The organism is Streptomyces sp. NPDC048295 (assembly GCF_040652135.1).
Taxonomy (GTDB): Bacteria; Actinomycetota; Actinomycetes; order Streptomycetales; family Streptomycetaceae; genus Streptomyces.
In genome coordinates this window covers 103964-125531 of sequence record NZ_JBEZLL010000014.1, presented here as the reverse complement: position 1 = coordinate 125531, position 21568 = coordinate 103964, and the positions used below count along the sequence as shown (strand labels likewise).

Genomic DNA, 21568 nt, shown 5'->3' with positions numbered 1-21568 from the left:
GCACTCGCGTCGCCCACGCGCCGCGCTGCTCTGCTTCGGCAGGTCGGACGTCGACCACCTCCTCTGCCAGAATCGCCATATGGCTGAACACAACACGGATCACGGCTATCTCCTGGACAACCAGCAGTCGGAGGCCGGAGTCCGCTTCGGTGCGCTCGGGGAGTTGTTCGATCCGGTGACGTTCCGGCATGTCGACCAGCTCGGTATCACCAGCGGTATGCGCTGTTGGGAGGTCGGGGCGGGTGCTCCGTCCGTACCCCTCGGGCTGGCCGAGCGGGTCGGTCCGGAGGGGGCGGTGGTCGCCACCGACATCGACGTGTCGTGGACCCAGGACATCGACGGTGGAGTGATCGAGGTGCTGCGGCACGATGTGGCGGCCGACCCGCCGCCGCCCGGTGCGTTCGACCTCGTCCACGCCCGGCTGGTACTGGTGCACGTCCCCGATCGTGCCGAGGCGCTGCGCCGGATGATCCAGGCGCTGCGACCCGGTGGATGGCTGTTCCTGGAGGATGCCGACCCTGGGCTGCAGCCTCTGCTGTGTCCGGACGAGTCCGGACCCGACCAGCGGCTCGCGAACCGGCTGCGATCCGGGTTCCGCTCCTTGATGGCGGCCCGCGGCGCGGACCTCGCCTACGGGCGAACGCTGCCCCGGCTGCTGCGCGAAGCGGGTCTTGAGGACGTTCAGGCCGATGCCTACTTCCCGATCACCTCGCCGGCCTGTGCCGTCCTCGAGACCGCGACCGTGCAGCAGATCCGCCATCGTCTGGTGGCGGAGGGGCTGGCCACCGACGAGGAGATCGACCGTCATCTGACGAACGTGGCCACCGGGCGCCTCGATCTGGCCACCGCCCCGATGATCTCCGCGTGGGGGCGCCGCCCGTAGCAACCGCCGGCCGGCCACGTCCACTGTCCGGTTCCATGCCGTCCGCTCGTCCGGCCCCAAGGACGCCCGGGCTCAAGGATGTCCGGGCTCAAGGCACGGCATCCGTCGGCAGTTTCCGGAGGTACGCCTCCAATTCGGCGGCCCCGGCCAGCATGGCGCGCCCGCGGGCGGACAGTCTGCCGCGCCAGTCGTGCAGGGCGGACTCCAGCGGCTCCAGCCCGCCGGCCGCCCGCACCTGGGTGATCAGTGGGGCGATCCGCTCCAGCAGGTAGCCGCCCCGCCTGAGCTGGTGGGCCAGTCGGGCGTCCCGTACGTCCGCCTCGTCGTAGACGCGGTATCCGGTCTGCGGGTCGCGGCGCGGGAGCACCAGCCCGGCGGCCTCCCATTTGCGCAGCGTCGCGGGACGGATCCCGAGCCTCCTTGCCAGCGGTCCGATGAACGTTTCCCCTGCCCCGGACCCGCCCACCGCCGCGCCGGGTCCGGACATCTCGGCGGGCGACAGGTCTCGCAGGGCGCCCTCCACGGCCTGGAGGGTCTGTCGGTCGTCGAGGAGTTGGGCGTGGCTCTCGTCGATGAGCCGGAACGCCTCGTCGGCCGCGCCCTCGTTCACCGCCCGCATGACCGACGTGGCCGTGGCGTGGCCGTGGCCGGGCACCAGGGCCAGGAATGCGCGCAGGGCTTGCGCGTGCAGTGGCGTGTAGGTGCGGTAGCCGTGGGGCGTGCGACCGGCGGGCGGAAGGATGCCCGCCGCCTCGTAGTTCCTGACCGCCTGCGTGGACAGACCGTGCCCACGCGCCAGATCGACCGGCCTGAGCCTTTCACCGCTTTGAAGGTTATGCGCCATGGTTCCGTTGATTTCGCAGAAAAGTTTCAACCGAAGGTTCAACGATAGCGTTGAATGCATGGCTACTGACATCACAGACATCACCCATGCCGTCGATGCCACCGCGGTCATGGGACTGTTCCGGCCCCGGCCCCGGCTGCTCGCCCTGGGTGAGCCCACCCATGGCGCGGAGACCCTGCTCGAAGTACGCAACAAGCTCTTCCGGCAGCTCGCCGAGCGTGAGGGCTACCGGACGATCGCGATCGAGAGCGACTGCATGTCGGGCCTGGTCGTGGACGACTACGTCACCTCGGGCACGGGAACTCTCGACGAGGCCATGGAACACGGATTCAGCCACGACTGGGGCGCCTTTGCGGCCAACCGCGAGCTCGTGCGGTGGATGCGGTCCCACAACGACGGCCGGCCCGCGTCCGAACAGCTCCGCTTCGCCGGCATCGACGGACCGCTGGAGATCACCGGCGCCGCGAGCCCCCGGCAGGCCCTCACCACCCTCCACGACCGTCTCGCGAACCGGGTGGACGCGAACCTGCTCCCCTGCACCGGCGAAACGCTGGACCGCCTGCTCGGCGCGGACGACCGATGGACCGAGCCCGCCGCGATGACGGACCCGTCCCGGTCCGTGGGGCAGTCGGCCGATGCCAGGGAGCTGCGACTGCTCGCCGACGATCTGGTGGCGCTGCTCGACGCGCAGACGCCGCAGCTGATCGCGGCGGACTCGCGGGACGTCTGGGAACGGACGCGCCTGTACGGTCGCACCGCCGTCGGCCTGCTGCGCTACCACTACTGGATGGCCGACACCTCACCGGTCCGCATGACACGGCTGTGCGCGCTGCGGGATCTGATGATGGCCGACAATCTCCTCGCCGTCGCCGCCCGGGACCCTGCGCTCGTCCATGCCCACAACGCCCATCTCCAACGCGAGAAGAGCACGATGCAGACGTGGGAGGGACCGGTGGAGTGGTGGAGCGCCGGTGCGCTGGTGAACGCCCGACTCGGCGGAGCGTACGCCTTCGTGGCCACGGCCCTCGGCACCATCCGGCACCAGGGAGTGGACACACCGCCGCCGGACACCGTCGAAGGACTCCTGTACGCACTCCCGGAGGACCACTGCGTCGTCGACGCCCCAGGACTGGCCACCGCCCTGGGCGACGCCCTGCCCGCCGCGCCCCGCGTGTCTCCTTGGTTCGGCTACGCCCCGCTCGACCCGGCGCACTTGGCCGGCATCGACGGCATCGTGTACGTCAAGGACATCCCGCAGAGCTAGGTGTACTGCCCTGCGAGGCCGGGGACACGGCCGGCAGGACGTTCAGTGGTGCCCGGAGATCAGCGTGTTGAGTTCGGGGAAGGCGATGCCTTCGGTCAGGGAGTCGTACGTGCCGGAACCGCAGAGCTCCTGCGCGGCGCGGCGTGCGGCGGCGTAGGCGGCTTGCGCCACGCCCGAGCCGAGACTGACGCGGGCCACCCCGAGGGCACCGAGCTCGGCAACGGCCGGGGCGCCGGGGCCGGCCATGATGTTCAGCGGTACGGAGATCTCCCCGGTCAGCGCCGCGACGGTGGCGGAGTCGGTGACACCGGGGACGAAGATGCCGTCCGCGCCGGAGTCGACGTACATGTGCGCCCGGGTCAGGGTTTCCTTCAGTCGGGTGTCCGGGTCACCGAGCCCGGAAAGGAAGGTGTCGATGCGGGCGTTGAGGAACAGGTCGGCGCCCGCGCGGTCAGCGGTCCGACGGGCTGCGGCGAGCCGTGCCGCGAGTTCCGCCGGAGGCCGGGTGCCGTCCTCGATGTTGACGCCGACGGCACCCGCCGCAAGCACCCCGGCGATGGTCTCGGCCACCTCGGCGGCGTCGTTCCCGAACCCGCCCTCGATGTCGGCGGAGACCGGGACCGAGACCGCGGCGACGACTCGGGCGATCAGCCGCAGCGCCCGGTCGCGGGCCAGAACGTCGCCGTCCGGGGAACCCAACGACCAGGCGACGCCGGCACTGGTGGTGGCGATCGCGGGAGCACCCGAGGCCTCGATGACGCGGGCGCTCGCGACGTCCCAGGCGTTGGCGAGCGCGAGGGGTGCGGAGGGGGTGTGCAGAGAACGGAAGAGGTGGGCGGTGTCCGGCCGTGTGAGGGTCATGACCGCAGTCAAACACCGGCTGGTGGCCGTCTTCCGGCAGGAATCCGACATGGACGTCGATTCTTTTGCGGGCGGGCGGAACGCCCCGGCTATGTCGCCGGGCTGCGGTTCCCGGGCGAGTCGACGTTCGTCGACGGAACCGCGAAGCGGGCCAGTGCCGCGAGGGCCGCCACACCTGATGCGAGTGCCAGGGTGCCCGGAACGGACCAGGTCGCAAGCGGTCCGCCGACCGACGCTCCGAGGGCGAATCCGGTGATCTTCGCACTGGCGCCGGTGGTGAAGATCTGGCCGCGCAGGTGTTCCGGGGCTTCGCGGTGGCGGACCGCGAACACAGCGGCCAGCTGGGGTCCTTCACCGACCCCGGCCAGCAGTGCGGCCACGATCAGCACGGCCGGCCGGCCCGAAGCGGCCAGGGCCAGGGCGGCGGCCTGGACGAGGGCGCCGGCCCAGATGATGGTGTCGGGCACGACCGAGCGCGGGAATCGCGCGAGTACGGCGGTGGCCGCCAGGGCGGATATCGCCGTGCAGGCGAGCAGCATCGCACCGCGGCCGGCTCCGCCCAGGACGCGCTCGCCGAGGAGCGCGACGCAGGCCGTCAGCATGCCCTGAGCCGCACAGGAGACGGTCGAGGTGAGAGTCGCCCGGGCCAGGGGAGGTCTTCTGACGATGATCCGTATCCCGGCGGCAAGGTCGCCGAAAACCGAGCCCGGCAGCGGGCCCCGTGCCCGGCCGGGACGGTCGGGGAGTGTCCATGCGGCGGGCAGCGCCAGGCAGATGAGCGCCGCGGAGACCACCACGGACGTCGGGGCCCCCAGTGCCTCCGCCACCGCACCGGCGAGAGCCGGACCGGCCAGGCTCGCCACGCCGAACGTCATGGCGTCGAGGGCGTTCGCCCGGGGCAGACGGTCACCCGGCACCACTCGGGGCAACTGGGCCGTCCATCCACCCGAGAGGGCCGGCCCCAGCATCCCCGTACACACTGCGATCAGAACGCTGACGGCGAACGGCAGACGGCCGAGCCCCGCGAGGACCATCCCCAGCCCTGCCGCGTACAGGAAGAGGGCTCCGGCCAGCAGGCGGCCCGGCCGTCCTGTTCTGTCGAGGAGCACCCCGAACACCGGACCGCCGACCGCGGCGGAGATCGTGACGCCCGCGAGCAGCGACGATGCGTCCGTTGCCGAGCCTGCCAGCGCGAATGCTGCCAGCATCAGCGCCGGCCCCGACATCTCGTCCCCGGCACGGGCTGCCACGGCTCCGGCCAGATACAGGTGGAGTGTGTAACGCCTCTTCATGAGCGGGACGTTACGGAGGTAACTCAAACATCGGCAATATGCGTTACATTCCCTGAGTGCCTTCCCCCATCGACGACTGGTCCACCCGGCACTCAGTGCTGGCCATGGCCCGGCGGACCGCGGCCCTGATCAACGTCCTCGACGACTACCGCCCTGACCCGGCCGGGGTCGCCGACGTGCTTCGTGCCTACGGTGAGCCTGAACCCATCGCCCTCACCACTCACGATGTCGCCGGGATGCGTGCGGCTGCCACCCTGCTGCGGGAGGTCTTCGCCGCCGGGGACACCGACGGCGCCGCCGCCGTTCTCAATCGCCTCCTGCGGGAACACACCGGACCGCTCCGCCTGACGTCGCACGCCGGCAGCGCCCCCTGGCATCCCCATCTCGACGACGATGACAACGCCCCCTGGGACGAGTGGCTTCTCGCCTCGTCGTGCATCGCCCTGACCGTCCTCATCTGGGACCACCAGCGTCCGCCCGGCAGGATCTGTTCGTCGCCCGGCTGCCGGATCGTCTTCATCACCCGGGGCAGCGGCCCGGAACGCCGCTACTGCTCGCGCCGTTGCGCGACCCGCGAGCGGGTCGCGGCCCACCGGCGCTCCCGATCCGCCGCACAACCGCCCCGGTCCGAGTAGGTCCCGCGCCGATCAGTGCGCAACCCGGGCCGGATGCACGACGGTTGGCGGATGAGGTCGGGGCGCGGCCACGAGGATGGCCGTCATGGATCCCGAACTCGGAGCAATCATGCCGGTGTTCCCCCGTCCGATCCGGCCGACCCGGTCGCCGACCGCAGGAAACCCGCTGAGCCGGCTGCCTCGGCGCCGGCGCCGGTCACCGCGGCCGTTTCCTCCGTATCGACCATGAAGGACCTCAACCGCCCCCGCCGCAGGCCGCTCGCCCGCGGGATCGTCAAGCGGTCCTCACCGGCGCAGATGCAACGCACGGTCCCGGTCCGCATTCTGGAAAAAGAAGAGCATCGACTGCGGCCTCGGCCCGCACAGAGCCACGGTCCCCGGTTGTGGCACGTTCCGGGGCCACGACGGCACGGTCTGGAGGGCCGGAACGACGTCGCTGACGCGTGCCGACGGAAAGCGGCAGATGCCCGTCGCGGTCGGTCTCATGAGGTGGAAAAGGCGGACTACTCGGGGAAGGCGCAGCACCATCCCATCGACGACGCGCTGACGGCTCTGTACCGGGAAGCGATGCGCGGCAGCGGAAGGCCCCGGGTAAAGAGCGCCGACCAGGGCCCGGCGTCCGACCGGCAGCAGGAGAAGTCCGCGCACTCGGGGGCGCCGCTGTCCCGTACCGAGGGTCAGCCCTACCTTGAGCCCGCCGGGTTACAGGTCGTCCCGGGCTGACACATCAGGAACCTGAAGTGCACCCGGGTACGCGCGTGTCAGTGCCTCCCTGCCCGGGTCAGGGCGGCCTCGGCCTGGGCAGCCAGTGCGGCGACGAGGTCGGCCGCCGGTGGCACGTCATTGACGAGGTCGACTCCTTCGCCGGCCCACACCGGCAGCGGCGGCACGTGGCCTCGGGCCACATCGGCCTGATAGGTGTGCCGGGCTTCCGGGTCGGCGGCGAGCTCCGCCTCCCTGTCTCGCCAGTGGTCGAGGTAGGGATGGCCGAGGGTACGAGCCGTGTACTTCGCCGTCGACCATCCGGCTCCCCTGGCGATGTCGAGGACGCCGCTGCGTTCCGTGTCCTGCCCGCGACCGCTGACGATCGCCTCGGCGGTCGCGGGATCGGCCAGGGACTCGACCGTGGCCTGGAATCGAGTGCCGATGAGTGCACCTGCGGCCCCCAGGGCCAGCGCGGCTGCCACGCCGCGGCCGTCGGCGATCCCGCCGGCCGCCAGCACCGGCACCGGCGCGGCCAGGTCCGCCACCACCGGCACGAACGGCAACGTGGCCCTGCCGCGCCGGGCCCCGTGTCCGCCGCTCTCCGTCCCCTGCGCGACGATGACATCGGCCCCCAGATCCACCGCTGTCCGGGCCTCCTCCAGATCGGTGACCTGAACGATCACCGCCGCGCCGGCGGCCCGGATCCGCTCGACGAACGGGCTCGGGTCCCCGAAGGAGAGCATCACGGCCCGGGGGCCGTACTCCAACGCCTGCTCGACCGCGCCGACACCGGCCGCCCAGCTCAGGAATCCGATGCCCCACGGTCTGCCGCTCGCGGCCGCGACGGGCAGTTCGCGGGCCAGCCACTCCCGATCCCCGTACCCGCCACCCAGCAGTCCCAGTCCGCCGCCGCGGGAGACGGCCGCGGCCAATGCACCGCCGGCCGACCCTCCCATGGGCGCCAACGCGATCGGGTGACGCACACCGAACATCTTCGTGAACGCGGTCGACAATGCCATGAGCACCATCCTCGCCCGCTTCGGCCCTCTGAAACAACAGCCTGGAACCCGGCCCCGTTTCGGGGGAACTTCCCCGTCCCGAAGACCCTCGTCCCTTGCCACGGCCTCATGACCCCATGGCCCACTGCCGCGCCTGCCGGACGGACGCTACGCGGACCGGGCCGAGGTTCGTCCGGCCGCCGAGGCGAAGCCGAGCCATGTGTGCCGGTTGCCCGCCCAACACCAGCCCGCCTTCGGCGCGTCACGGTTGTCCCGGCCGTCGCGCCCGGTCCCGTTGCTGATCCACAGTGCTGGGGTTCGCGCGTCGAGCGAGCCGTTTTCCTTCCGCAGGCGGGACCCGATGGTCATGAAGCAGCGTCCGCGTTCAAGTGCCGCAGGGTGCTGCAGCACCCAGTGCATGCCCTCGGCCAGGAGCAGAGGAGTGCGGCCCTTTTCGATGATGGCGGGGAGCGCCTCGTCAGGGCTCCAGTTCGCCATGTGATCGCCTCGGTCGATGCCTTCCAGCACATAGAACGGCTCGTCGGGCACCGTCGTCGATTCGATGGGCGAGAACTGATCGATGTCGGGCATGTCGACCACGACGAACCCGGACTTGCCCTGATGCCGGAGCAGCGGTGCGAGGGCCGACGCCGGGACGCGGTCCGGGTGGACGACAAGAAGGCCGGACCGAGCCCCGGCCTCTGCGGCCGTCGAGCGCAGCTCTGCGGGCCGGAAGCGTCCGAGTTCATGAACTCCGAGCTCGATCAGTCGCTCTGCCTGGTCGGCGATCGAGGGCAGAGTGCGGGATTCGGCTGACATGCGACTCCATGAAATGTCGAAGCAGGGCAAGTTGAACGTGCCCGCCTACAACGCGGCGGAAGCCGGATTCGTTCCGCGTCGCCGCTGCCGCTGCCCGACGGCTGTCGCCCGCGTCGAAGGATGAGCTCATGTGGTCGCGATCGCTGCCCTGATGATCTGCCGGTGCCCCGATTCCGCACCGGAGCCCGGACATCGTTCCTCCTACCGGAACTCGCTCTACCGGACCTCGCCGCACTCGGAGCGTTCGATCGCCTCCGGCCGGCCCCGGTAGCCCCGGGTCGAAGCCCCGCAGCCGTGGTGCCGGAGCGTGTCAGGCCAAGGCGCGTTCGAGCGCCCGCAGTTCGACTTCCTCAGCACCGTGCGCCAGGAGATAGCCGGGTACGGACCCGTAGTGGCTGCGGATCCAGATCATGGCGTGGAGCAGGTGAGTCGCAGTGACGGCGCGGGTCGCGTGGCCGGCACCAGCTGTGGCCTCGCTGAGGCCCAGGGCCGTGTTGGAGCGGAGGAAGTCCTCCGTCAACTCTTTCTCGGAGGCGCTCGCAAGCGTCTGGAGGATGGCCACGGTCACACCGGTTCGGTCCTTGCCCGAGGCGCAGTGGAGGAGAGCAGGCAGTGCCCCAGGAACGATGAGGCGACGGATGACCGCCACGGTCGAGCGCCCGGCGTGCTCGGCCATGGCCGGGTAGAGCTCGCGCTGGTCCGAGGGCCAACGCTGCTCGGCGAAGAGCGGTATGTGGCTGTACTCGAACTCCAAGTGCCGGCGCAGATCGGATCTGGCTGCCACCTCCGGCCGACTGCGCAGGTCGATCACGCTGCGCAGGCCGATTTCCTCCAGGATCCGCGCGCCTTCCGGCTGCATGACGTCCAGCGCACCGGAACGGTAGAGAACGCCGCGGCGGAGCATACCCACACCACCCGCATCGCGGAAGTTGCGGACACCGAGTCACCGACCACTGCATGCGCACTGCCATGGAGCTCCCCGAAGACCGCTCCTGAAGCGTCGTCCCGAGAAAGTCGGCGCAGTGGACGTCTACCTAGGGGCGACGTGCCGCGATGACCACTGAACTGACCGGTGTCGTCAGTACTTCAGTGGCATCCAGGTCCGGATGACTGAGGTAGAACAGGCGGAGCTCGTCCACCTCGCCCTCGAAGCGGGGCGGCCAGTGGGACGAGGGGGTGAAGTCGTCCAGGATGAGCATGCCTCCGGGAGCCAGCAGATCGACGACCCTCTCGGGGTCGTCACGCTTGCCCCCGCCGTCACAGAAGAAGACGTCGAAGGGGGCATGTCGCTCGATCAGCCGCCAGTCCCCGGCGAGAACGCTGACGCGCTCGTCGTCCGCGAACACACCGGCGGCTCGACGGGCCAGATCCTCGTCGCGTTCCACGGTGACCAGCCGTGCGCCGGCGCCGAGGCCGCTGTGGAGCCAGGCGGTGCCCACTCCCGAGCCGGTGCCGCTCTCCGCGATCGTTCCGTGGGGTTTCGCAGCGGCGGCCAGCCTGAGCAGCCTTCCCACCTCGGGAATGCAACTCTTCTTGAACCCCACCTCGGAGGCGGCACGCTCCGCCGCGACCACACGGTCCGGAACAGCTCGTTCAGCGCGTTCGGTCATGAATACACCCCTTCGTCGTCGTGATCATGACGCTATCCGCGAGCGGAGGTCCACGCACCGGGTTCCGTCCGACCACCGGCTTCGGAAGCTCTGTGGGCAGCCTGGTCATCATGACGGTCAGGTCTCTCCCCCGGCGAAAACCTGGCCGTCGACAGCTTCGGCTTCGGCACGCTTCGCCCGGTGACGGGCACCTTCGGCCGATCCCCCGGAGGAGACCCTCGCGGCGAACGGTCCGCGCCCCGGCGAGGAGTACCTGTCCGAACTGCGGGGCTGACCGCCCGATCGCGGACTTCGACGCCGGGCAAGTCGGCGTACGACCGTGATCCGTATGTGATCGGCGCCTCGTAATCTCCATGGCCAGGGGATTCACCGGATGAGCGGTCGAGGCGGGGGCGGCACATGACATACCGGCGCGCGGCAGTACCGGCATTGGCAGGAGGTCTGCTCCTCACGGCCCTTCTGTGGTGGGCGGGGGCGAGCACGCAGGCACTTCATCTGCCCGGCAGCACCGGCGTCTTCGGCGGTCAGACCACCGCCGAGCTCGAACGGTGGCTCGTCCCCTGGTCGTACGACCCTCCGGCCTCGGTTCGGTTCGGCGCCGGAATGTCCGGTGGGATCGGGGACACGACCATGACGGACGGCACCCGCTATCTCTCGCTGTACGAAACCGCGATGCAGATCCGGTTCGCCGCGGTCTTCGCCTTCTTCGTGCCCGTGGCGCTGCTCCTGATCCACAGGCTGCCTCCGGTGCGGGGCCGGATGCCGGCCGCGCTGCTCGCGATGTGGGCCTGGGGTCTGGTGGCCGGAACCCTGGCTGTGACCGTCTCCGCGCCGTGGCTCATCGCCTCGCAGGGGCACGGCAGTTACCGCTTCCTGCCCCAACTCGCGGGCGTGATCTCCTCCGGACGGCAAGCCCTGGTCGCGAGCGCGCTGGTGGCGGCGACGGGTGCGGTGCTCATCGCTCGCATCACCGCCAAGGGAACCGGTCCGCTGCCGCAGGAAGGCATCCCGGCGCGCCCCGCCCGCCTGGCCGCCACCGTCGGAACGGCGGTGATCGCGCTGTCCCTGGTGCTCCTCTCGTACCAGCCGGTCGCCGCCGCCATCCAACAGGTATCCCCGGACAGCGGGCTGCTCTCCGAGCCGGGCGATCTCCTGCGCCAGTGGCTGCTGCTCGGTGCCTGGTCCGACCCGGCGGGCGCACCGCTCGGCGACTGGCTCCTTTACCGGGCCACCGACGCGCTGCTGCTCGCCGTCGTGTGGTGGGCGCTGCGGCGGCTGCCCGCACTGTTCACCCGGACCACCGTCCCGGCGATGGCGACGGGCGCGGTCTGCGCGACCGTCCTCGGGCTCCTGGCGAGCCAGTTGCTGCGGGTGGTCACGGACGGGGTGGGCCTGCGCCGGGGCCTGCTGCAGTTGTCCGCCGGTATCGGTGGCGGCGTCCCGGCTGCCCTGACCTGTGGGCTGGTGGCGGGGGTCGCGGCTGCCGTGACACTGCGGGTGGCCGTGAGCCGTTCCGGTACGGGAGATGCCGCGGCTCCATTCCAGGACCCGCCCGACGCCGGTGCGGTCGGGGCTCGATGAGAGACGCGGCCGGCGACCTGCCGCCACCACGAGCACTGAGGCCATAGTGGGGTGCGATCCCGGCCCGGCAGACCGCAACGTCTTCGGATGAGCAGCTTCAACACGCACCGGGGACGGGTTCACGACGAAAGCCTGCCGCCCCTCGTCCGGCATACGAATGTGCGATGCAAGACGTGCGGGATCACCTTGGCGGTGCAGCGGGCCCAGGTTCGCGACCCGCTGTCGGCAGCCAGGCACACCCGGGAGTGGAAGGAGATCTGGAGCCTGCGCAACGATTCCACTCGAAGAGAACCGAGTTGAGTACCAGCATCCGTGGCGGCCCTCTTGTCGTCGGCACGGAACGCTACCGGCCACCGGTCACCGGACTGCGAATGCCCGGACAATGCGCTTGCAGGGGCTTCCGCCAGACATCTAGCCTCACGTCCATCGGCGTGTAGCTCAGTAGCAGAGCACCGGGCTCGGGACCCGGAGGGCGCAGGGGCGGAACCTGCCACGTCGGCTTATGAACGAAAACGCTGAGCAGCAGCATTCTGAAGGGTCCAGGAACCTCACGGCCTTTCCCGAGGCCATGCGGGACCGGGCTTTTCTGACCTGGCTGACCCATGGTGAAAGCGCCACCCGGACCCGCGCGGCGGGTCGCATCGCGCGCTGGCAGGCCGTGCTCTCCGGTATGGCGGACGGCCGCCTGACCATCGGCTCACGCGCCCCGGTGGCGGGACTGCCCGCCTGGGTGACCCCGGAAGTCGTCCGGGGCGGCTTCGCCACCGCCGCGGCGAGAGCCGAGGGCCCGCTCCAGCCGTACGAACACGAGGCCGCTTCCCTGGCGGAGGTACCCGCCGAGCGTCGGGCACTGTTCGCGTACTGCCTCACCGAACCGGGCCTCGCCCGGCTGTACGCGCTGCTCGACAGCGGACGTTACGAGATCCTGGTGCCCGAGGAGGCCGCGCTGCTGGTCGTGGCCTGGCTGGTGCGGGCCGGGGACGTGGCCGGCGCGCTGGATCTCGTCGAGATCCTGGAACCGTGGGCCGACCGGCTGCGCTTCATGCCGCGGCCGTCCGCCCTGCCTGCGCCCGACGTCCAGGCGGTGCACCGGCGCACGGTCGGCGATGTCGGCGTGTCCTTGTCCGCCCGACGCCCCAACTCCGCGGTGGAGACCCAGCGCGAGGCCCTCGCCGTCTGGCAGCCCTTCGGCGACGAACTGCTCGCCCACTGGCTGGAAACAGTCGGAACCGGCCGCGTGCTGGACCGCATACCCGACGACGCATGGCAGGAGCGCGGTGAGCTGCTCCTGCGCCGCTACCGGGTCCTCGCCGCGGCCCACACACGCTGCACCAAGCACCGTGACCCGAAGGAGAACCTGGGCATCCTGCGCGGCGCCCTGGAGGAAGCCGTCGCAGGCCGGCCGCTGGGCCCCCGTCGGCTCGGGCTGCTGCGGCACGCGGTGGAGTCGATGGTTCGACGGCGCGGCCGTCCCGGCTCCGTTCGGCACAGCGAGTTGCGTGCACGTCAGGCGGTGCAGGCTGCCCGGCCCTCGTACCACGCACTGGCCCAACTCGTTCTGCGCCGGCTCTCCGGACTGCCTCAGCAGACCGGTGCGGCCGATGTGACACCACTGGTCTCGGACGTCTCGCCCCGCGAGGCCGCCGAGACGGGGTTGCCGGCCGGAGCGGCGATCCCGGTGGCGGTGCGACGCGTCGTGGAGGCGGCACTGAGTGCTCCCATCGGCACACTTGTGGAACGTGGTGTGGTGCCCTCGGCCGAAGTCCTGGCCGAACTGGTTCCGCAACTGGTCGCCGCAACCGATTCGCAGGTGTATCAGGACCAGGCTCTGCGCACCCTGATGGCCGCGAACTACCGGGCGTTCCGCAATCGCCGATCGCTGCTCCTGCTCGACCTCGCCCGGCAGGTGCGGGCGGAGGAGCTGCCCTGGGTGGGCGCAGTGGCCGAATACCGCGTCCACGATCAGGGGACGGAGGAAGTTGCGCACACCGCGTTGCGCCAACTCGGCGAACTGGCCGTGCAGGCCTTCCCCGGCACACTCCTGCCCAACCCTCTGGTCCGGGAGCTCGGCGTGCTCGCCCGACAGGCCGATGCCGGCGCTCCGTTCGTCGAGGAACTCGCGTCGGACATCTTCATGGGCGCCTTCACACCGAAGTTCCTCGCTGCGGCGCGGGTCGCCGCCGAATTGCTCGGCGGCACTCTGTACGAGCGCTATTACGGCATCGACTACGCGGCGGTCCGCAACCTGGCGATCACCGAAGCGAGCGAGTCACTGCGCCGTACCCATCCGGCACGCACTTCGCCCGGCTTCGCGAAACTGTGCGCGGCGCGGGCCGGTGAGCCGGACGGGCGGACCTGGTCCGTGGCGGCCAACGGCAAGGTCATCGAGCAGGCCCAGATCCTCACCACTCACAATCTGGCCACCCTGGTCAGCCGGGTCGGCATCGCTCCCGAACCTGGATGGGCGGACCTCGCCCGGCGCTGCTTCACCACCGTGTGCCTGACGACCGCCCGGGCACAGGGAAATCCTCGGCCACTGCCGAGCATCAAGGACGCGGCGTACGCATGGCGTCAGATGGTGTTCCACCTGTCGCTCTGCGGTCCTGCGGAACAGGCCCGGGTGATCGCGCACCTGGACGAGGAGACGGCCCGCCATCCGGCTCATGTCGCCGTCCGGCTCGCTCCGGCGCTGACCGGCTTGCGCCAGGCCGCGGTAGGCAGCTCGCCGGAAGCGGGCGAGGGACGCCGCCTCCTCGGCTGGACCACAAAGGTCCACTGGCCGGCCCGATGAGGGCGGAGCGCCAACGTCGCACAGGGCTCACGAGAGTCCGCGACGGCGCGGCAGGTCTCTCTCCGTCGTTGAGCAGCCGCCATGTTCCGGCCCGTATCAGTGCGGTGGGCTCGGTGCGTTCGATGCCCGGGGTCCTGCCGATCTGTTCGAGACGACGGACGACGCTGCCGTGGTGCAGGTGGAGAAGGCCGGCGGCCCTTCGTCGGGAGCCGGTCGCACAGTAGGCGTCCAAAGTCTCCAGGTCTTCCGGGTGGCCGAGTCCGTCTGCCACCCGGGCGATCGCGGCAACGTCGGGTGCTGTCGCGCGCGACATCCTCGGGCATCTCGGCCGGCAACGCCGGCGTGCCCGGGGCCTCGTAGTGGATGACGAGTTCGCGCAAGGCGGTGAAGCGGAGAGCTATGCGGGCTTCCCGCCACGACTGGCTGGGGCTTTCGGCGGTACCGGTGCCCGCACGAACGCCTGCGGGAAGACGGCCCCGGGTCGATGGCTGGGGCCAGGATGACGCCCACGTCGGAGAGCAATGCCGCCTTCACGGGGCGGGCCGGACACGCCGGGCCGCCGATCTGGTCGAGCGGAAGTCGCGAGCGTACGGCGTTGACGTGGAGGACCGGCAGGTCGGCGGCAAAGCCCAGCAGCCGAAGCGCGCGGGCCCTTACGCGTCGTCGCTGCCCGAGCCGGTCCAGCAGGACCTGGTCGACGGATTCGGCGAGCAGGGGCGTCCGAGCCGGACCGTTCCGATCGCTTCCCCGTCGAGAGTGACCGGGACCATGGTGGGCGCGGGCGACGGCGGGTCGGACGCCTGTGTGCCGTCGGGCGACATGCTGATGGGCCCGTCCCGTGCCATGGAGCCGAGTCCCGGTCACGCACGCGGCCAGGCCGGCAGACGCCCGCGCGAGGGCCGGACGATCCACGCGTCGGCGCATGAGCGTGCCGTGGAACGCGACGACACAGATCGCGCCTTCGACGCACGCGTCTCCAGTCCCGACAGCCGAACGGCCAGTGCCTCCATGCCAGAAGGGCGGGCAGAGGGACTGCGGCCAGGGCAAGGAGTTCACCGAATGGGCACCATCAACATACTGAGTATGCTCATGGAATGAAGATCACAGCGCTGGGCCTCGCGACAGGGGCCGGGTTCGGTGCGGTCACCTCGCTCACCAATGCCCTTTCGTCCCCGTACTCGACACTCGGCACCCCGCTGGCAGGCACCGTCTGGGCGAGCATCGCCAAGGTGCTCAGCCTCCTCGTGGGTCTCGGCTGGGCGTGGGCGGCGCTCGCCGTGGTGATGGGGCGACTGGCCGGGACATGGGCGCGGGGCGCCATGACCGCGGCGCTTGCGCTGATGGCGGCCACAGGGGCGTACTACCCGATGGACGCGTTGCTCCGGGACGAACCACTCGCCTTGTACTGGCCGGAGTTCCTCATGTGGTGGGCGGCGAGCGTGCTGTTCGGATCCGTCCTCGGTGTGGTGGGCTCGGCCATCGAGCGGCCCGGCGTGACCGGCCTGCTGGCCGGGCTGACGGTGCCCGTGGGCGGCGCCGCGCAGATGATGGCGCTGCCGCCCCGGCCGGGCCTGACCTTCACCCAGGAAACCGTTCTGGCCGAGGTCCTCATCTGGACGGCCCTGGCAGTGTGCGCCGGCTGGGCCGTGTGCCGCTTCTGGGTCACAAAGCCGGCCACGCACATCCCGCCAGACAGCAGGCTCCGCTCCCCCTCCCGCTAGGGTCCGGCTCGCCGGACGGAGTTCACGGCGATTCTCCTGCAGAGGAGTTCGTCGGCGACAACGGCGAAGAAGCCCCTGGCCGTGGTGGCTACCCCGTCGAAGAACGGCCGGGCCGAGTACCGCGGCCGTGCGGCCGTCCTCACCATTCCCTGGCGGCGATCAGCTCCTCCGGGTCTGCGTCCGAGAATCCGTAAGCAGACGCCACGAACCAGAAGTCCTCGCCTATCTCCTCTCGCGCAACGGTCTCGATCTCACTGCCTGCCGCCTCGAACTCGGCCTCCAGCAGATTGAACTGCTCCGTCGCCGCCTCCGTCAGCACATAGAGCGCCTGCAGATCAACCGGCTGCTCTGCCTCGATCCGCTCGCACAGCCTCAGCAGGATCTCCCTGCCCTTGTCGACGACGCGATCCGGAAAGAAGTCGTCCACGTAGAGGGGTTGCAGAAAGGCGTGCTCGGTCACCTTCTGGTTCGTGATCGGCATGGTGCCCCATCTCCTTCGAAGAGCCATCGTCCCGATCATGCACCACGCCACTGACAAGCTCGCCACGAGACTTCGGACCAGCACTTTCACGGTCAACGGCGCCCCCAAGGGATGGAGGAAGGACAGCGCAGGACCACTGAGCGGAATAATCCACTGGCCGCGACTTGGTGGCGCCCATAACATCCGCCCATGATCGACGACACCGGGATCGCGGGCACCGAGCATGGACCAGAGGCCGAAAGGGAGCTTGCCTGGCGTGCCAGGACTGTCGGTCTCGCGGCAGTCGACATGGACGACGCCGAACTCCTGCACGGCTGGCGATCCGACCCGGTGACCGCCTACGAGATCGGCATCTGGCCGCACTCCCTCACCGCGATGCGGGAGCGCATCGAGCGCGACAGCGACGACAACGATCGCGACGACTTCCTCGTCCTGCTCCCCGACCGTACCCCTGTCGGCCACATCGCACTGACCGGCCAGAACCTCGTCGACGGGACAGCACAGGTCGAGCTGATGCTGGCCGCTCAGTATCGCGGGCACGGCCACGGCACCGACGCCCTCGACGCTCTGGTGGACCTGGCGTTCGGCGAACTCCCGATGCACCGCCTCACGGCAGAGACCCACACAGGCAACACCCCGGCCCTCGCCGTCCTCGCCAAATCCGGCTTCGTACGTGAAGGCACCAGCCGCTCCGCCTGCCTCCATCGTGGCCGCCGCCACGACCTCGCCGTGTTCTCGCTGCTGCGTCCCGAATGGGAAGAGCTGAACCGCCCTCGCGCCTGGGACGCCTGAGCGGACGAAGAGCGCTCGCCCGGCTCATGGCCCAGTCCGGCACGACACTCCTCCGAGCATCAAGTCGACCGCCCCGCGGACCCTAGCCGCACTCGGCGACGTGCTCGCGCAGAAAGGCACCCGCGTGCGCGGCCGCCTCCTCCTTCGTTGCGTAGTACTGGGCACTGTCGGCCTCGTCCCGTGTCCCATCGGCTCCTTGGCCGACCCACCGCCATCCACCGGATGACGGATCCCGGGACAGTTCGGCGCTGCCACCGCACAGCTCGATGACGCTCGGTTCCGATTCGGCAGGAAGCGACCTGTCGATGGCATCGGGCCATTTCTTGCGAGCACCCTGCCGGGTGATACCCCAGGCAGCGCCCAACTGCTCGTAACTCGCGCCGTAGGAGCCGGCAGTCCTTGCCGCGATTGCCGTCAGCCGCTTGACCTCCGCGTCCACCACCTTCCAGGTGGTGAGGATCGACAGAGTGACACCGACGGGGTCGGCATCCCACATGCGCTCCTCAGGGAGTCCGGTCGCCCGGGCACGCATCGCCGAGGCGAGTGGGTTGAGGGCATCGAGGAGAGCCTTGTCGAGGATTGTCTGTTCCGCGGTCGTGATCTCGGGCAGCGTCATGCTGGTAACCATAGTTACCGAATAGCGACTCCGCAACTAAAGTTACCTTTGCGGGGAAGAGTGGAGTCCCTGGTCGTCCGGAGCTTCGTCCGGCTTGCGGGCCAAGAAGCTGACAATCGCCCTCTTCCCCTCTTCGACGGGCTCATCAACCAGTCGATTGGTCACCACCAGCCCTGCCCGGTTCAGCAGTTCGGCGATCCGGTCTGCCGGCAGCAGGTAGGAATCGAAGTACGCGGGGTGGTCGCCGTAGGCGCTCCTCACACGCCGGTGCTCGCCGTTCCCCACCCGGCCGACGACCATCAGATGCCCACCGGGTGCCAGGGTGCGGTGGAACTCGGCGAACACGGCGGGGAGCAGATCCGGCGGCGTGTGGTGAGTGGAGTAGTAGGCCAGAATGCCGCCGAGTTCGTCGTCGGCGAGGTCCAGTGCGGTCATCGAGCCCACCGTGAACCGCAGACCGGGATGGGCCGCGCGTGCCAGGTCGATCATCCTGGGCGACACGTCGATGCCGAACGCCCGCACCCCGAGCCCGGCAAGGTGGGCCGTCACTTTGCCCGGGCCACAACCGAGGTCCGCGACGGCCCCTCGGTCGGCGGTGCGCACGATTTCGGCGAATGCGGTCAACATCGCACGCGACAAGGGGTCCAGTTCGACGGGATCGGGCACGTACTCCGCGTAGTCGGCGGCGACGGTGTCGTACGACTCCCGGACTGCGGTCAGGTAGGTAGGTTCGGTCACACCGCCAACCTAGACCGAGCGTCAGCGACCCTCGGCACCGCATCCATCCTCTGCGTCACATCGAATTCCGGCGTCCACGGCGCCGCCCCAGCAGGGCAGCCTGTTCCTTCTTGAGCCGGTCGAAGCCGTCACGGACGTAGCGACGCATCTCCGTCACGGGAAAGGGCTGCGGGGCCTGTTCAAGGGTATGGCCGCCCTGTTCCCACCTGGCCACGGTGATCTCGTGCCAGGAGGCATGCGCGTAGACCTCCAGCAGGATCAAAGGCATGTGCGGCTCCGAAACCAGGTCCGCCTTGTTGATCAGGATGTCCCGCATGGCACGGTGGTCGGTCAGAACACCTTCGTGATCCACAACCGCCATTCCGCCAGCTCCTCCTCGGTCAGGGGCAGCTCGTCCGGTCCGTGTTGCAGGGGCGATCTGCCGTCCGGGCGGGGGTGGCGTTGCGAGAAGGCTCGGCACACCCGGCTGTTGATCTCGGTCAGTGCGAGAAGGGGCCCGTAGAACTCGCTCAGCTGCCGGTTGACCCGAGCCAGTCGCTCCTGGCGTTGTGCCAGCCGCAGACCGTTCAGGTAGGTCACAAGGTATCCGGCAAACGCCGGCCCCACAGTGATGATTGTCGCGCTCATGGGCCACCACGCCAGGTCCTTGTGGTGAGCAACTCCGCCATCGTGTCGACAAATTGAGTGAGCAAGTCCAGCCCGGCCCCTCCGCGCGCCCTGCGAAAGCCATGACGGCGCCCCCAGAAGGCGGCCCGGACGGCATGGAACTGGGCCCAGCGCCGGGCTCGTTCCCGGTCGACTTCGGCCGCCTCGGCGAAGACGTGCACGGTTCGATGCAGCGCCTTCCGGAGGTCGCTCGCCTCGATGAGCGTCAGCGCCCACGACTTGAGCAGCGTACCGGCGTCGTACGCGGGGTCTCCCGCGTACCCTTTGGGGTCGACGGCCAGCCATGGCTCACGGTGGGCGCGCAGGATGTTACGGGCATGCAGGTCACCGTGGATGAGGGTGTCCGGCTGACCGCGGCCGAGTTCCCGCGCTGTCGCCAGGGCGGCATCCACCACGTATCGGGACAGTGTGTGCGTCAATTCCTCCGCGTCCTGACGGAGTTCGGCCTCCCAGGCATCGGCCTTGTCCCGGAGCCGGGGCAGTCCGGGCGGCGCGGGGATGGCCAGTCGGTGGCTGATCCTTCCTGCGATCCTCACTGCCTCATCGCCCTCTTCGAGCTCCGCCAGGGTGGACGACCGGGCTCGCTCCAGCAGCATGGCGAAGCGCTCGTCCACGCGCTCGTGCAACACCACGGCTCCCCGTCCGCCCCAGGCGGCAAACGCGTCCGGCTCATGCACATTGCCAGGATGGGGGAACGACACCTTCACCACGGCCCCCTCCTCGTGCCGGCGCACCGGAACGACGACCCCGACGCCCCCGTGCATGACCTCGCCGTCCTGGACGCATTCCCAGCGGCCCAGCAGCTCCTCCACCACACCGGGCAGCCCGGCCAGCCAAGCGGCACCCGGTTCGCCCTCGCGCTCGATCGTGCTCCGTGCGAACGCCCTCGGTACGTCGATCACCCCCGCACCCTACGCACCGCCCGCATGCGCGAGGGCATCAGTGGCATCTCGCGCGGTCCCCGGACCGGGCTCCTCGGGTGTGGTGGGGCCGGCACACGGCCGGTGCGACGCGCGGCGGTCGTGTCAGCGGCGGGGGTTAGATTCTTCGTATGGACGATGCCGAACTCGCCTCACTCCTGGCCGGATGCTCCGGCTCCCCCTACCCCGGTGCATGGCAGGACACGCCCTTCGCGGAGCGCACTGTCGAAGGGGAACGGTATGTGCTGGTCGCGCTCGACCCGGGGCTGAGCGCGCTCGGCGTACGCCGTGCCGACGGCTCACTGTGGGGCCTGCCGGAGGACCACACACCTCACCTGGTGAACTCCAGCGCTGCGGCGTTCGCCGCGTGCAGCCGCGCCTACGAGGAAGCCGCCGCCGAGGCGGATGCGTACACGGGGCCCGACAACGACTCCGCCGCGGCCGAGGACCTGGCCGAGGAGGCCGCCGACGCGCTGACCGACGCGTTGGTGGAGCGGTTCGAGGCGATCGACGCGGCGGCGGTCACCGATGAGAACTCCTTCTGGTGCGTCGCCGCGGAGGAGCTGGGATACGGCATGAGCGTCTGATCGCGCACACCGATCGGGTCACCTCGGCCACAAAAGCCGTCGCGCCTTTGCGAATCCCCGGATCTTCGGATCTTCGGATCTTCGGATCTTCGGATCTCAGCAACCGGCGCCGCACTCAGGCGTGTTCAGGCCCGCTCGCCGATCCAGGGGCTCCCGCCCGCAGGCCATCCATCACAAGGTCCAGAAGGCGCTTCGCGCGCGGCTGCCAGTCGCTGTGCGGGTCTATCTGCCAGAGCCCGGCGATGGCGAGTACGAAGTCTTCGGGGGTCAGTCCCGGACGAATCGTGCCGGCCTGCTCGTTCGCGTTCAGCAGCTCCGTCACCGCCATCGTCACCGGGCCGTGCCCCAACTGGGCCAGGCTGCCGTACTTTCCGGTTGACTTGCGCAGTGCGTCGGCCAAGCCCGCCTTGGCCATGGCGTACTGGGCAAGGCGGTCCATCCACTCCCTCAGCGCCCGGTCGGGCGTGCGGGTCCGGAGCAGCTGGGTCGCAGTTTCGGCCACCTGCTGCATCTCGTAGCGGTAGACCTCCAGGACGAGAGCCTCGCGGTTCGGGAAGTTGCGGTAGAAGGTCCCCTGTCCGACGCCCGCCTTCTTCGCGATCGTGCTCAGCGGGGCGTCCGCCGCCCGCGTCAGCTCGGCCAGTGCAACTTCCAGGATCCGCTCGCGATTCCGTTGCGCGTCAGGGCGCAGAGGTGCGCTCTTCTCGTCCCGCACCCGTCCTCCTCCCGGAAGCACGACCAAGTCCGGCCTTGCTGAGCGGACA

The 21568-nt window shown here is 70.0% G+C and carries 23 protein-coding genes, 1 tRNA gene and 1 pseudogene; 11 read left to right on the top strand and 14 right to left on the bottom strand.

Annotated features, from left to right (window positions below; all coding sequences use genetic code 11):
* Positions 1–79 precede the first annotated feature (79 nt).
* Complete coding sequence (locus AB0D53_RS21825) at positions 80–883, top strand: methyltransferase domain-containing protein (protein WP_362449023.1); 804 nt, start codon at positions 80–82, stop codon at positions 881–883.
* An 88-nt stretch (positions 884–971) separates the two neighbouring features.
* Here AB0D53_RS21825 and AB0D53_RS21820 read toward each other — a convergent pair whose 3' ends face one another.
* Positions 972–1727, bottom strand: coding sequence for a TioE family transcriptional regulator (locus AB0D53_RS21820; RefSeq protein WP_362449021.1), 756 nt, complete (start codon positions 1725–1727; stop codon positions 972–974).
* 58 nt (positions 1728–1785) lie between these two features.
* On the opposite strand from AB0D53_RS21820, the gene AB0D53_RS21815 reads away from it, so the two are divergent.
* Positions 1786–2991, top strand: a complete 1206-nt coding sequence (locus AB0D53_RS21815) for an erythromycin esterase family protein (RefSeq protein ID WP_362449019.1) — start codon at positions 1786–1788, stop codon at positions 2989–2991.
* 42 nt (positions 2992–3033) lie between these two features.
* On the opposite strand, the gene AB0D53_RS21810 is transcribed toward AB0D53_RS21815, so the two are convergent.
* Both AB0D53_RS21810 and AB0D53_RS21805 read right to left on the bottom strand, forming a co-directional pair.
* A complete protein-coding gene (locus AB0D53_RS21810; RefSeq protein ID WP_362449017.1) occupies positions 3034–3852 on the bottom strand; it encodes an isocitrate lyase/phosphoenolpyruvate mutase family protein in 819 nt (272 codons plus the stop codon).
* A gap of 89 nt (positions 3853–3941) precedes the next feature.
* Positions 3942–5144, bottom strand: a complete 1203-nt coding sequence (locus tag AB0D53_RS21805; protein ID WP_362449015.1) for an MFS transporter — start codon at positions 5142–5144, stop codon at positions 3942–3944.
* Between the two features lie 104 nt (positions 5145–5248).
* On the opposite strand from AB0D53_RS21805, the gene AB0D53_RS21800 reads away from it, so the two are divergent.
* On the top strand, positions 5249–5779 hold the full coding sequence (locus AB0D53_RS21800; protein WP_362449186.1) for a CGNR zinc finger domain-containing protein: 531 nt from the start codon (positions 5249–5251) through the stop codon (positions 5777–5779).
* 489 nt (positions 5780–6268) lie between these two features.
* Positions 6269–6502, top strand: a complete 234-nt coding sequence (locus tag AB0D53_RS21795; RefSeq protein WP_362449013.1) for a hypothetical protein — start codon at positions 6269–6271, stop codon at positions 6500–6502.
* A 38-nt stretch (positions 6503–6540) separates the two neighbouring features.
* Here the strand turns inward: AB0D53_RS21795 and AB0D53_RS21790 are convergent, their stop codons facing one another.
* The 4 genes and pseudogenes from AB0D53_RS21790 to AB0D53_RS21775 form a co-directional block, all read right to left on the bottom strand.
* Positions 6541–7503: a nitronate monooxygenase gene (locus AB0D53_RS21790; protein WP_362449011.1), complete on the bottom strand. Its 963-nt coding sequence runs from the start codon at positions 7501–7503 to the stop codon at positions 6541–6543.
* Positions 7504–7650: 147 nt separating this feature from the next.
* On the bottom strand, positions 7651–8301 hold the full coding sequence (locus AB0D53_RS21785) for a DUF5701 family protein (RefSeq protein ID WP_362449009.1): 651 nt from the start codon (positions 8299–8301) through the stop codon (positions 7651–7653).
* A gap of 310 nt (positions 8302–8611) precedes the next feature.
* A pseudogene (locus AB0D53_RS21780) lies at positions 8612–9229 on the bottom strand (tyrosine-protein phosphatase); the annotation flags it as partial.
* A gap of 106 nt (positions 9230–9335) precedes the next feature.
* The gene (locus tag AB0D53_RS21775; protein ID WP_362449007.1) at positions 9336–9911 is read right to left on the bottom strand and encodes a class I SAM-dependent methyltransferase; all 576 of its coding nucleotides are present in this window, start codon (positions 9909–9911) and stop codon (positions 9336–9338) included.
* A gap of 399 nt (positions 9912–10310) precedes the next feature.
* Between AB0D53_RS21775 and AB0D53_RS21770 the strand changes: the two genes are divergently transcribed.
* The 5 genes from AB0D53_RS21770 to AB0D53_RS21750 all read left to right on the top strand — a co-directional run bounded on the left by AB0D53_RS21770 (position 10311) and on the right by AB0D53_RS21750 (position 16004).
* A complete protein-coding gene (locus tag AB0D53_RS21770; protein WP_362449005.1) occupies positions 10311–11492 on the top strand; it encodes a hypothetical protein in 1182 nt (393 codons plus the stop codon).
* A gap of 427 nt (positions 11493–11919) precedes the next feature.
* Positions 11920–11991, top strand: a tRNA-Pro gene (locus AB0D53_RS21765).
* Between the two features lie 3 nt (positions 11992–11994).
* Positions 11995–14283 carry a hypothetical protein gene (locus AB0D53_RS21760; RefSeq protein ID WP_362449003.1) on the top strand — a complete coding sequence of 763 codons (2289 nt, stop codon included), beginning with the start codon at positions 11995–11997 and terminating at the stop codon, positions 14281–14283.
* Positions 14284–14883: 600 nt separating this feature from the next.
* The gene (locus AB0D53_RS21755) at positions 14884–15381 is read left to right on the top strand and encodes a hypothetical protein (protein ID WP_362449001.1); all 498 of its coding nucleotides are present in this window, start codon (positions 14884–14886) and stop codon (positions 15379–15381) included.
* A complete protein-coding gene (locus AB0D53_RS21750) occupies positions 15378–16004 on the top strand; it encodes a hypothetical protein (RefSeq protein WP_362448999.1) in 627 nt (208 codons plus the stop codon). The genes AB0D53_RS21755 and AB0D53_RS21750 overlap by 4 nt, the downstream gene beginning before the upstream one ends.
* Before the next feature lie 139 nt (positions 16005–16143).
* Here the strand turns inward: AB0D53_RS21750 and AB0D53_RS21745 are convergent, their stop codons facing one another.
* Positions 16144–16485, bottom strand: coding sequence for a DUF5713 family protein (locus AB0D53_RS21745; RefSeq protein ID WP_362448997.1), 342 nt, complete (start codon positions 16483–16485; stop codon positions 16144–16146).
* Positions 16486–16674: 189 nt separating this feature from the next.
* On the opposite strand from AB0D53_RS21745, the gene AB0D53_RS21740 reads away from it, so the two are divergent.
* The gene (locus tag AB0D53_RS21740; protein WP_362448995.1) at positions 16675–17277 is read left to right on the top strand and encodes a GNAT family protein; all 603 of its coding nucleotides are present in this window, start codon (positions 16675–16677) and stop codon (positions 17275–17277) included.
* 82 nt (positions 17278–17359) lie between these two features.
* Here the strand turns inward: AB0D53_RS21740 and AB0D53_RS21735 are convergent, their stop codons facing one another.
* The 5 genes from AB0D53_RS21735 to AB0D53_RS21715 are packed head-to-tail and all read right to left on the bottom strand — an operon-like array spanning position 17360 to position 20199.
* Positions 17360–17893 carry a hypothetical protein gene (locus tag AB0D53_RS21735; RefSeq protein WP_362448993.1) on the bottom strand — a complete coding sequence of 178 codons (534 nt, stop codon included), beginning with the start codon at positions 17891–17893 and terminating at the stop codon, positions 17360–17362.
* A gap of 42 nt (positions 17894–17935) precedes the next feature.
* A complete protein-coding gene (locus AB0D53_RS21730) occupies positions 17936–18631 on the bottom strand; it encodes a class I SAM-dependent methyltransferase (protein WP_362448991.1) in 696 nt (231 codons plus the stop codon).
* A 55-nt stretch (positions 18632–18686) separates the two neighbouring features.
* Positions 18687–18992, bottom strand: coding sequence for a hypothetical protein (locus AB0D53_RS21725; RefSeq protein WP_362448989.1), 306 nt, complete (start codon positions 18990–18992; stop codon positions 18687–18689).
* Complete coding sequence (locus tag AB0D53_RS21720; protein ID WP_362448987.1) at positions 18962–19258, bottom strand: hypothetical protein; 297 nt, start codon at positions 19256–19258, stop codon at positions 18962–18964. Before AB0D53_RS21720 ends, AB0D53_RS21725 begins: the two co-directional genes overlap by 31 nt.
* Positions 19255–20199, bottom strand: a complete 945-nt coding sequence (locus tag AB0D53_RS21715; protein WP_362448985.1) for an aminoglycoside phosphotransferase family protein — start codon at positions 20197–20199, stop codon at positions 19255–19257. Before AB0D53_RS21715 ends, AB0D53_RS21720 begins: the two co-directional genes overlap by 4 nt.
* Positions 20200–20348: 149 nt before the next feature.
* On the opposite strand from AB0D53_RS21715, the gene AB0D53_RS21710 reads away from it, so the two are divergent.
* Entirely contained in the window at positions 20349–20804 is a 456-nt protein-coding gene (locus AB0D53_RS21710) for an SUKH-4 family immunity protein (protein ID WP_362448983.1), read from the top strand.
* Positions 20805–20919: 115 nt separating this feature from the next.
* Here AB0D53_RS21710 and AB0D53_RS21705 read toward each other — a convergent pair whose 3' ends face one another.
* The gene (locus tag AB0D53_RS21705) at positions 20920–21519 is read right to left on the bottom strand and encodes a TetR/AcrR family transcriptional regulator (RefSeq protein WP_362448981.1); all 600 of its coding nucleotides are present in this window, start codon (positions 21517–21519) and stop codon (positions 20920–20922) included.
* Positions 21520–21568 lie beyond the last annotated feature (49 nt).

Coding starts and splice junctions, on each gene's coding strand:
- AB0D53_RS21825 (WP_362449023.1), top strand. CDS start 80: ATGGCTGAACACAACACGGATCACGGCTATCTCCTGGACAACCAGCAG.
- AB0D53_RS21820 (WP_362449021.1), bottom strand. CDS start 1,727: ATGGCGCATAACCTTCAAAGCGGTGAAAGGCTCAGGCCGGTCGATCTG.
- AB0D53_RS21815 (WP_362449019.1), top strand. CDS start 1,786: ATGGCTACTGACATCACAGACATCACCCATGCCGTCGATGCCACCGCG.
- AB0D53_RS21810 (WP_362449017.1), bottom strand. CDS start 3,852: ATGACCCTCACACGGCCGGACACCGCCCACCTCTTCCGTTCTCTGCAC.
- AB0D53_RS21805 (WP_362449015.1), bottom strand. CDS start 5,144: ATGAAGAGGCGTTACACACTCCACCTGTATCTGGCCGGAGCCGTGGCA.
- AB0D53_RS21800 (WP_362449186.1), top strand. CDS start 5,249: ATGGCCCGGCGGACCGCGGCCCTGATCAACGTCCTCGACGACTACCGC.
- AB0D53_RS21790 (WP_362449011.1), bottom strand. CDS start 7,503: ATGGCATTGTCGACCGCGTTCACGAAGATGTTCGGTGTGCGTCACCCG.
- AB0D53_RS21785 (WP_362449009.1), bottom strand. CDS start 8,301: ATGTCAGCCGAATCCCGCACTCTGCCCTCGATCGCCGACCAGGCAGAG.
- AB0D53_RS21775 (WP_362449007.1), bottom strand. CDS start 9,911: ATGACCGAACGCGCTGAACGAGCTGTTCCGGACCGTGTGGTCGCGGCG.
- AB0D53_RS21770 (WP_362449005.1), top strand. CDS start 10,311: ATGACATACCGGCGCGCGGCAGTACCGGCATTGGCAGGAGGTCTGCTC.
- AB0D53_RS21760 (WP_362449003.1), top strand. CDS start 11,995: ATGAACGAAAACGCTGAGCAGCAGCATTCTGAAGGGTCCAGGAACCTC.
- AB0D53_RS21750 (WP_362448999.1), top strand. CDS start 15,378: ATGAAGATCACAGCGCTGGGCCTCGCGACAGGGGCCGGGTTCGGTGCG.
- AB0D53_RS21745 (WP_362448997.1), bottom strand. CDS start 16,485: ATGCCGATCACGAACCAGAAGGTGACCGAGCACGCCTTTCTGCAACCC.
- AB0D53_RS21740 (WP_362448995.1), top strand. CDS start 16,675: ATGATCGACGACACCGGGATCGCGGGCACCGAGCATGGACCAGAGGCC.
- AB0D53_RS21735 (WP_362448993.1), bottom strand. CDS start 17,893: ATGACGCTGCCCGAGATCACGACCGCGGAACAGACAATCCTCGACAAG.
- AB0D53_RS21725 (WP_362448989.1), bottom strand. CDS start 18,992: ATGGCGGTTGTGGATCACGAAGGTGTTCTGACCGACCACCGTGCCATG.
- AB0D53_RS21720 (WP_362448987.1), bottom strand. CDS start 19,258: ATGAGCGCGACAATCATCACTGTGGGGCCGGCGTTTGCCGGATACCTT.
- AB0D53_RS21710 (WP_362448983.1), top strand. CDS start 20,349: ATGGACGATGCCGAACTCGCCTCACTCCTGGCCGGATGCTCCGGCTCC.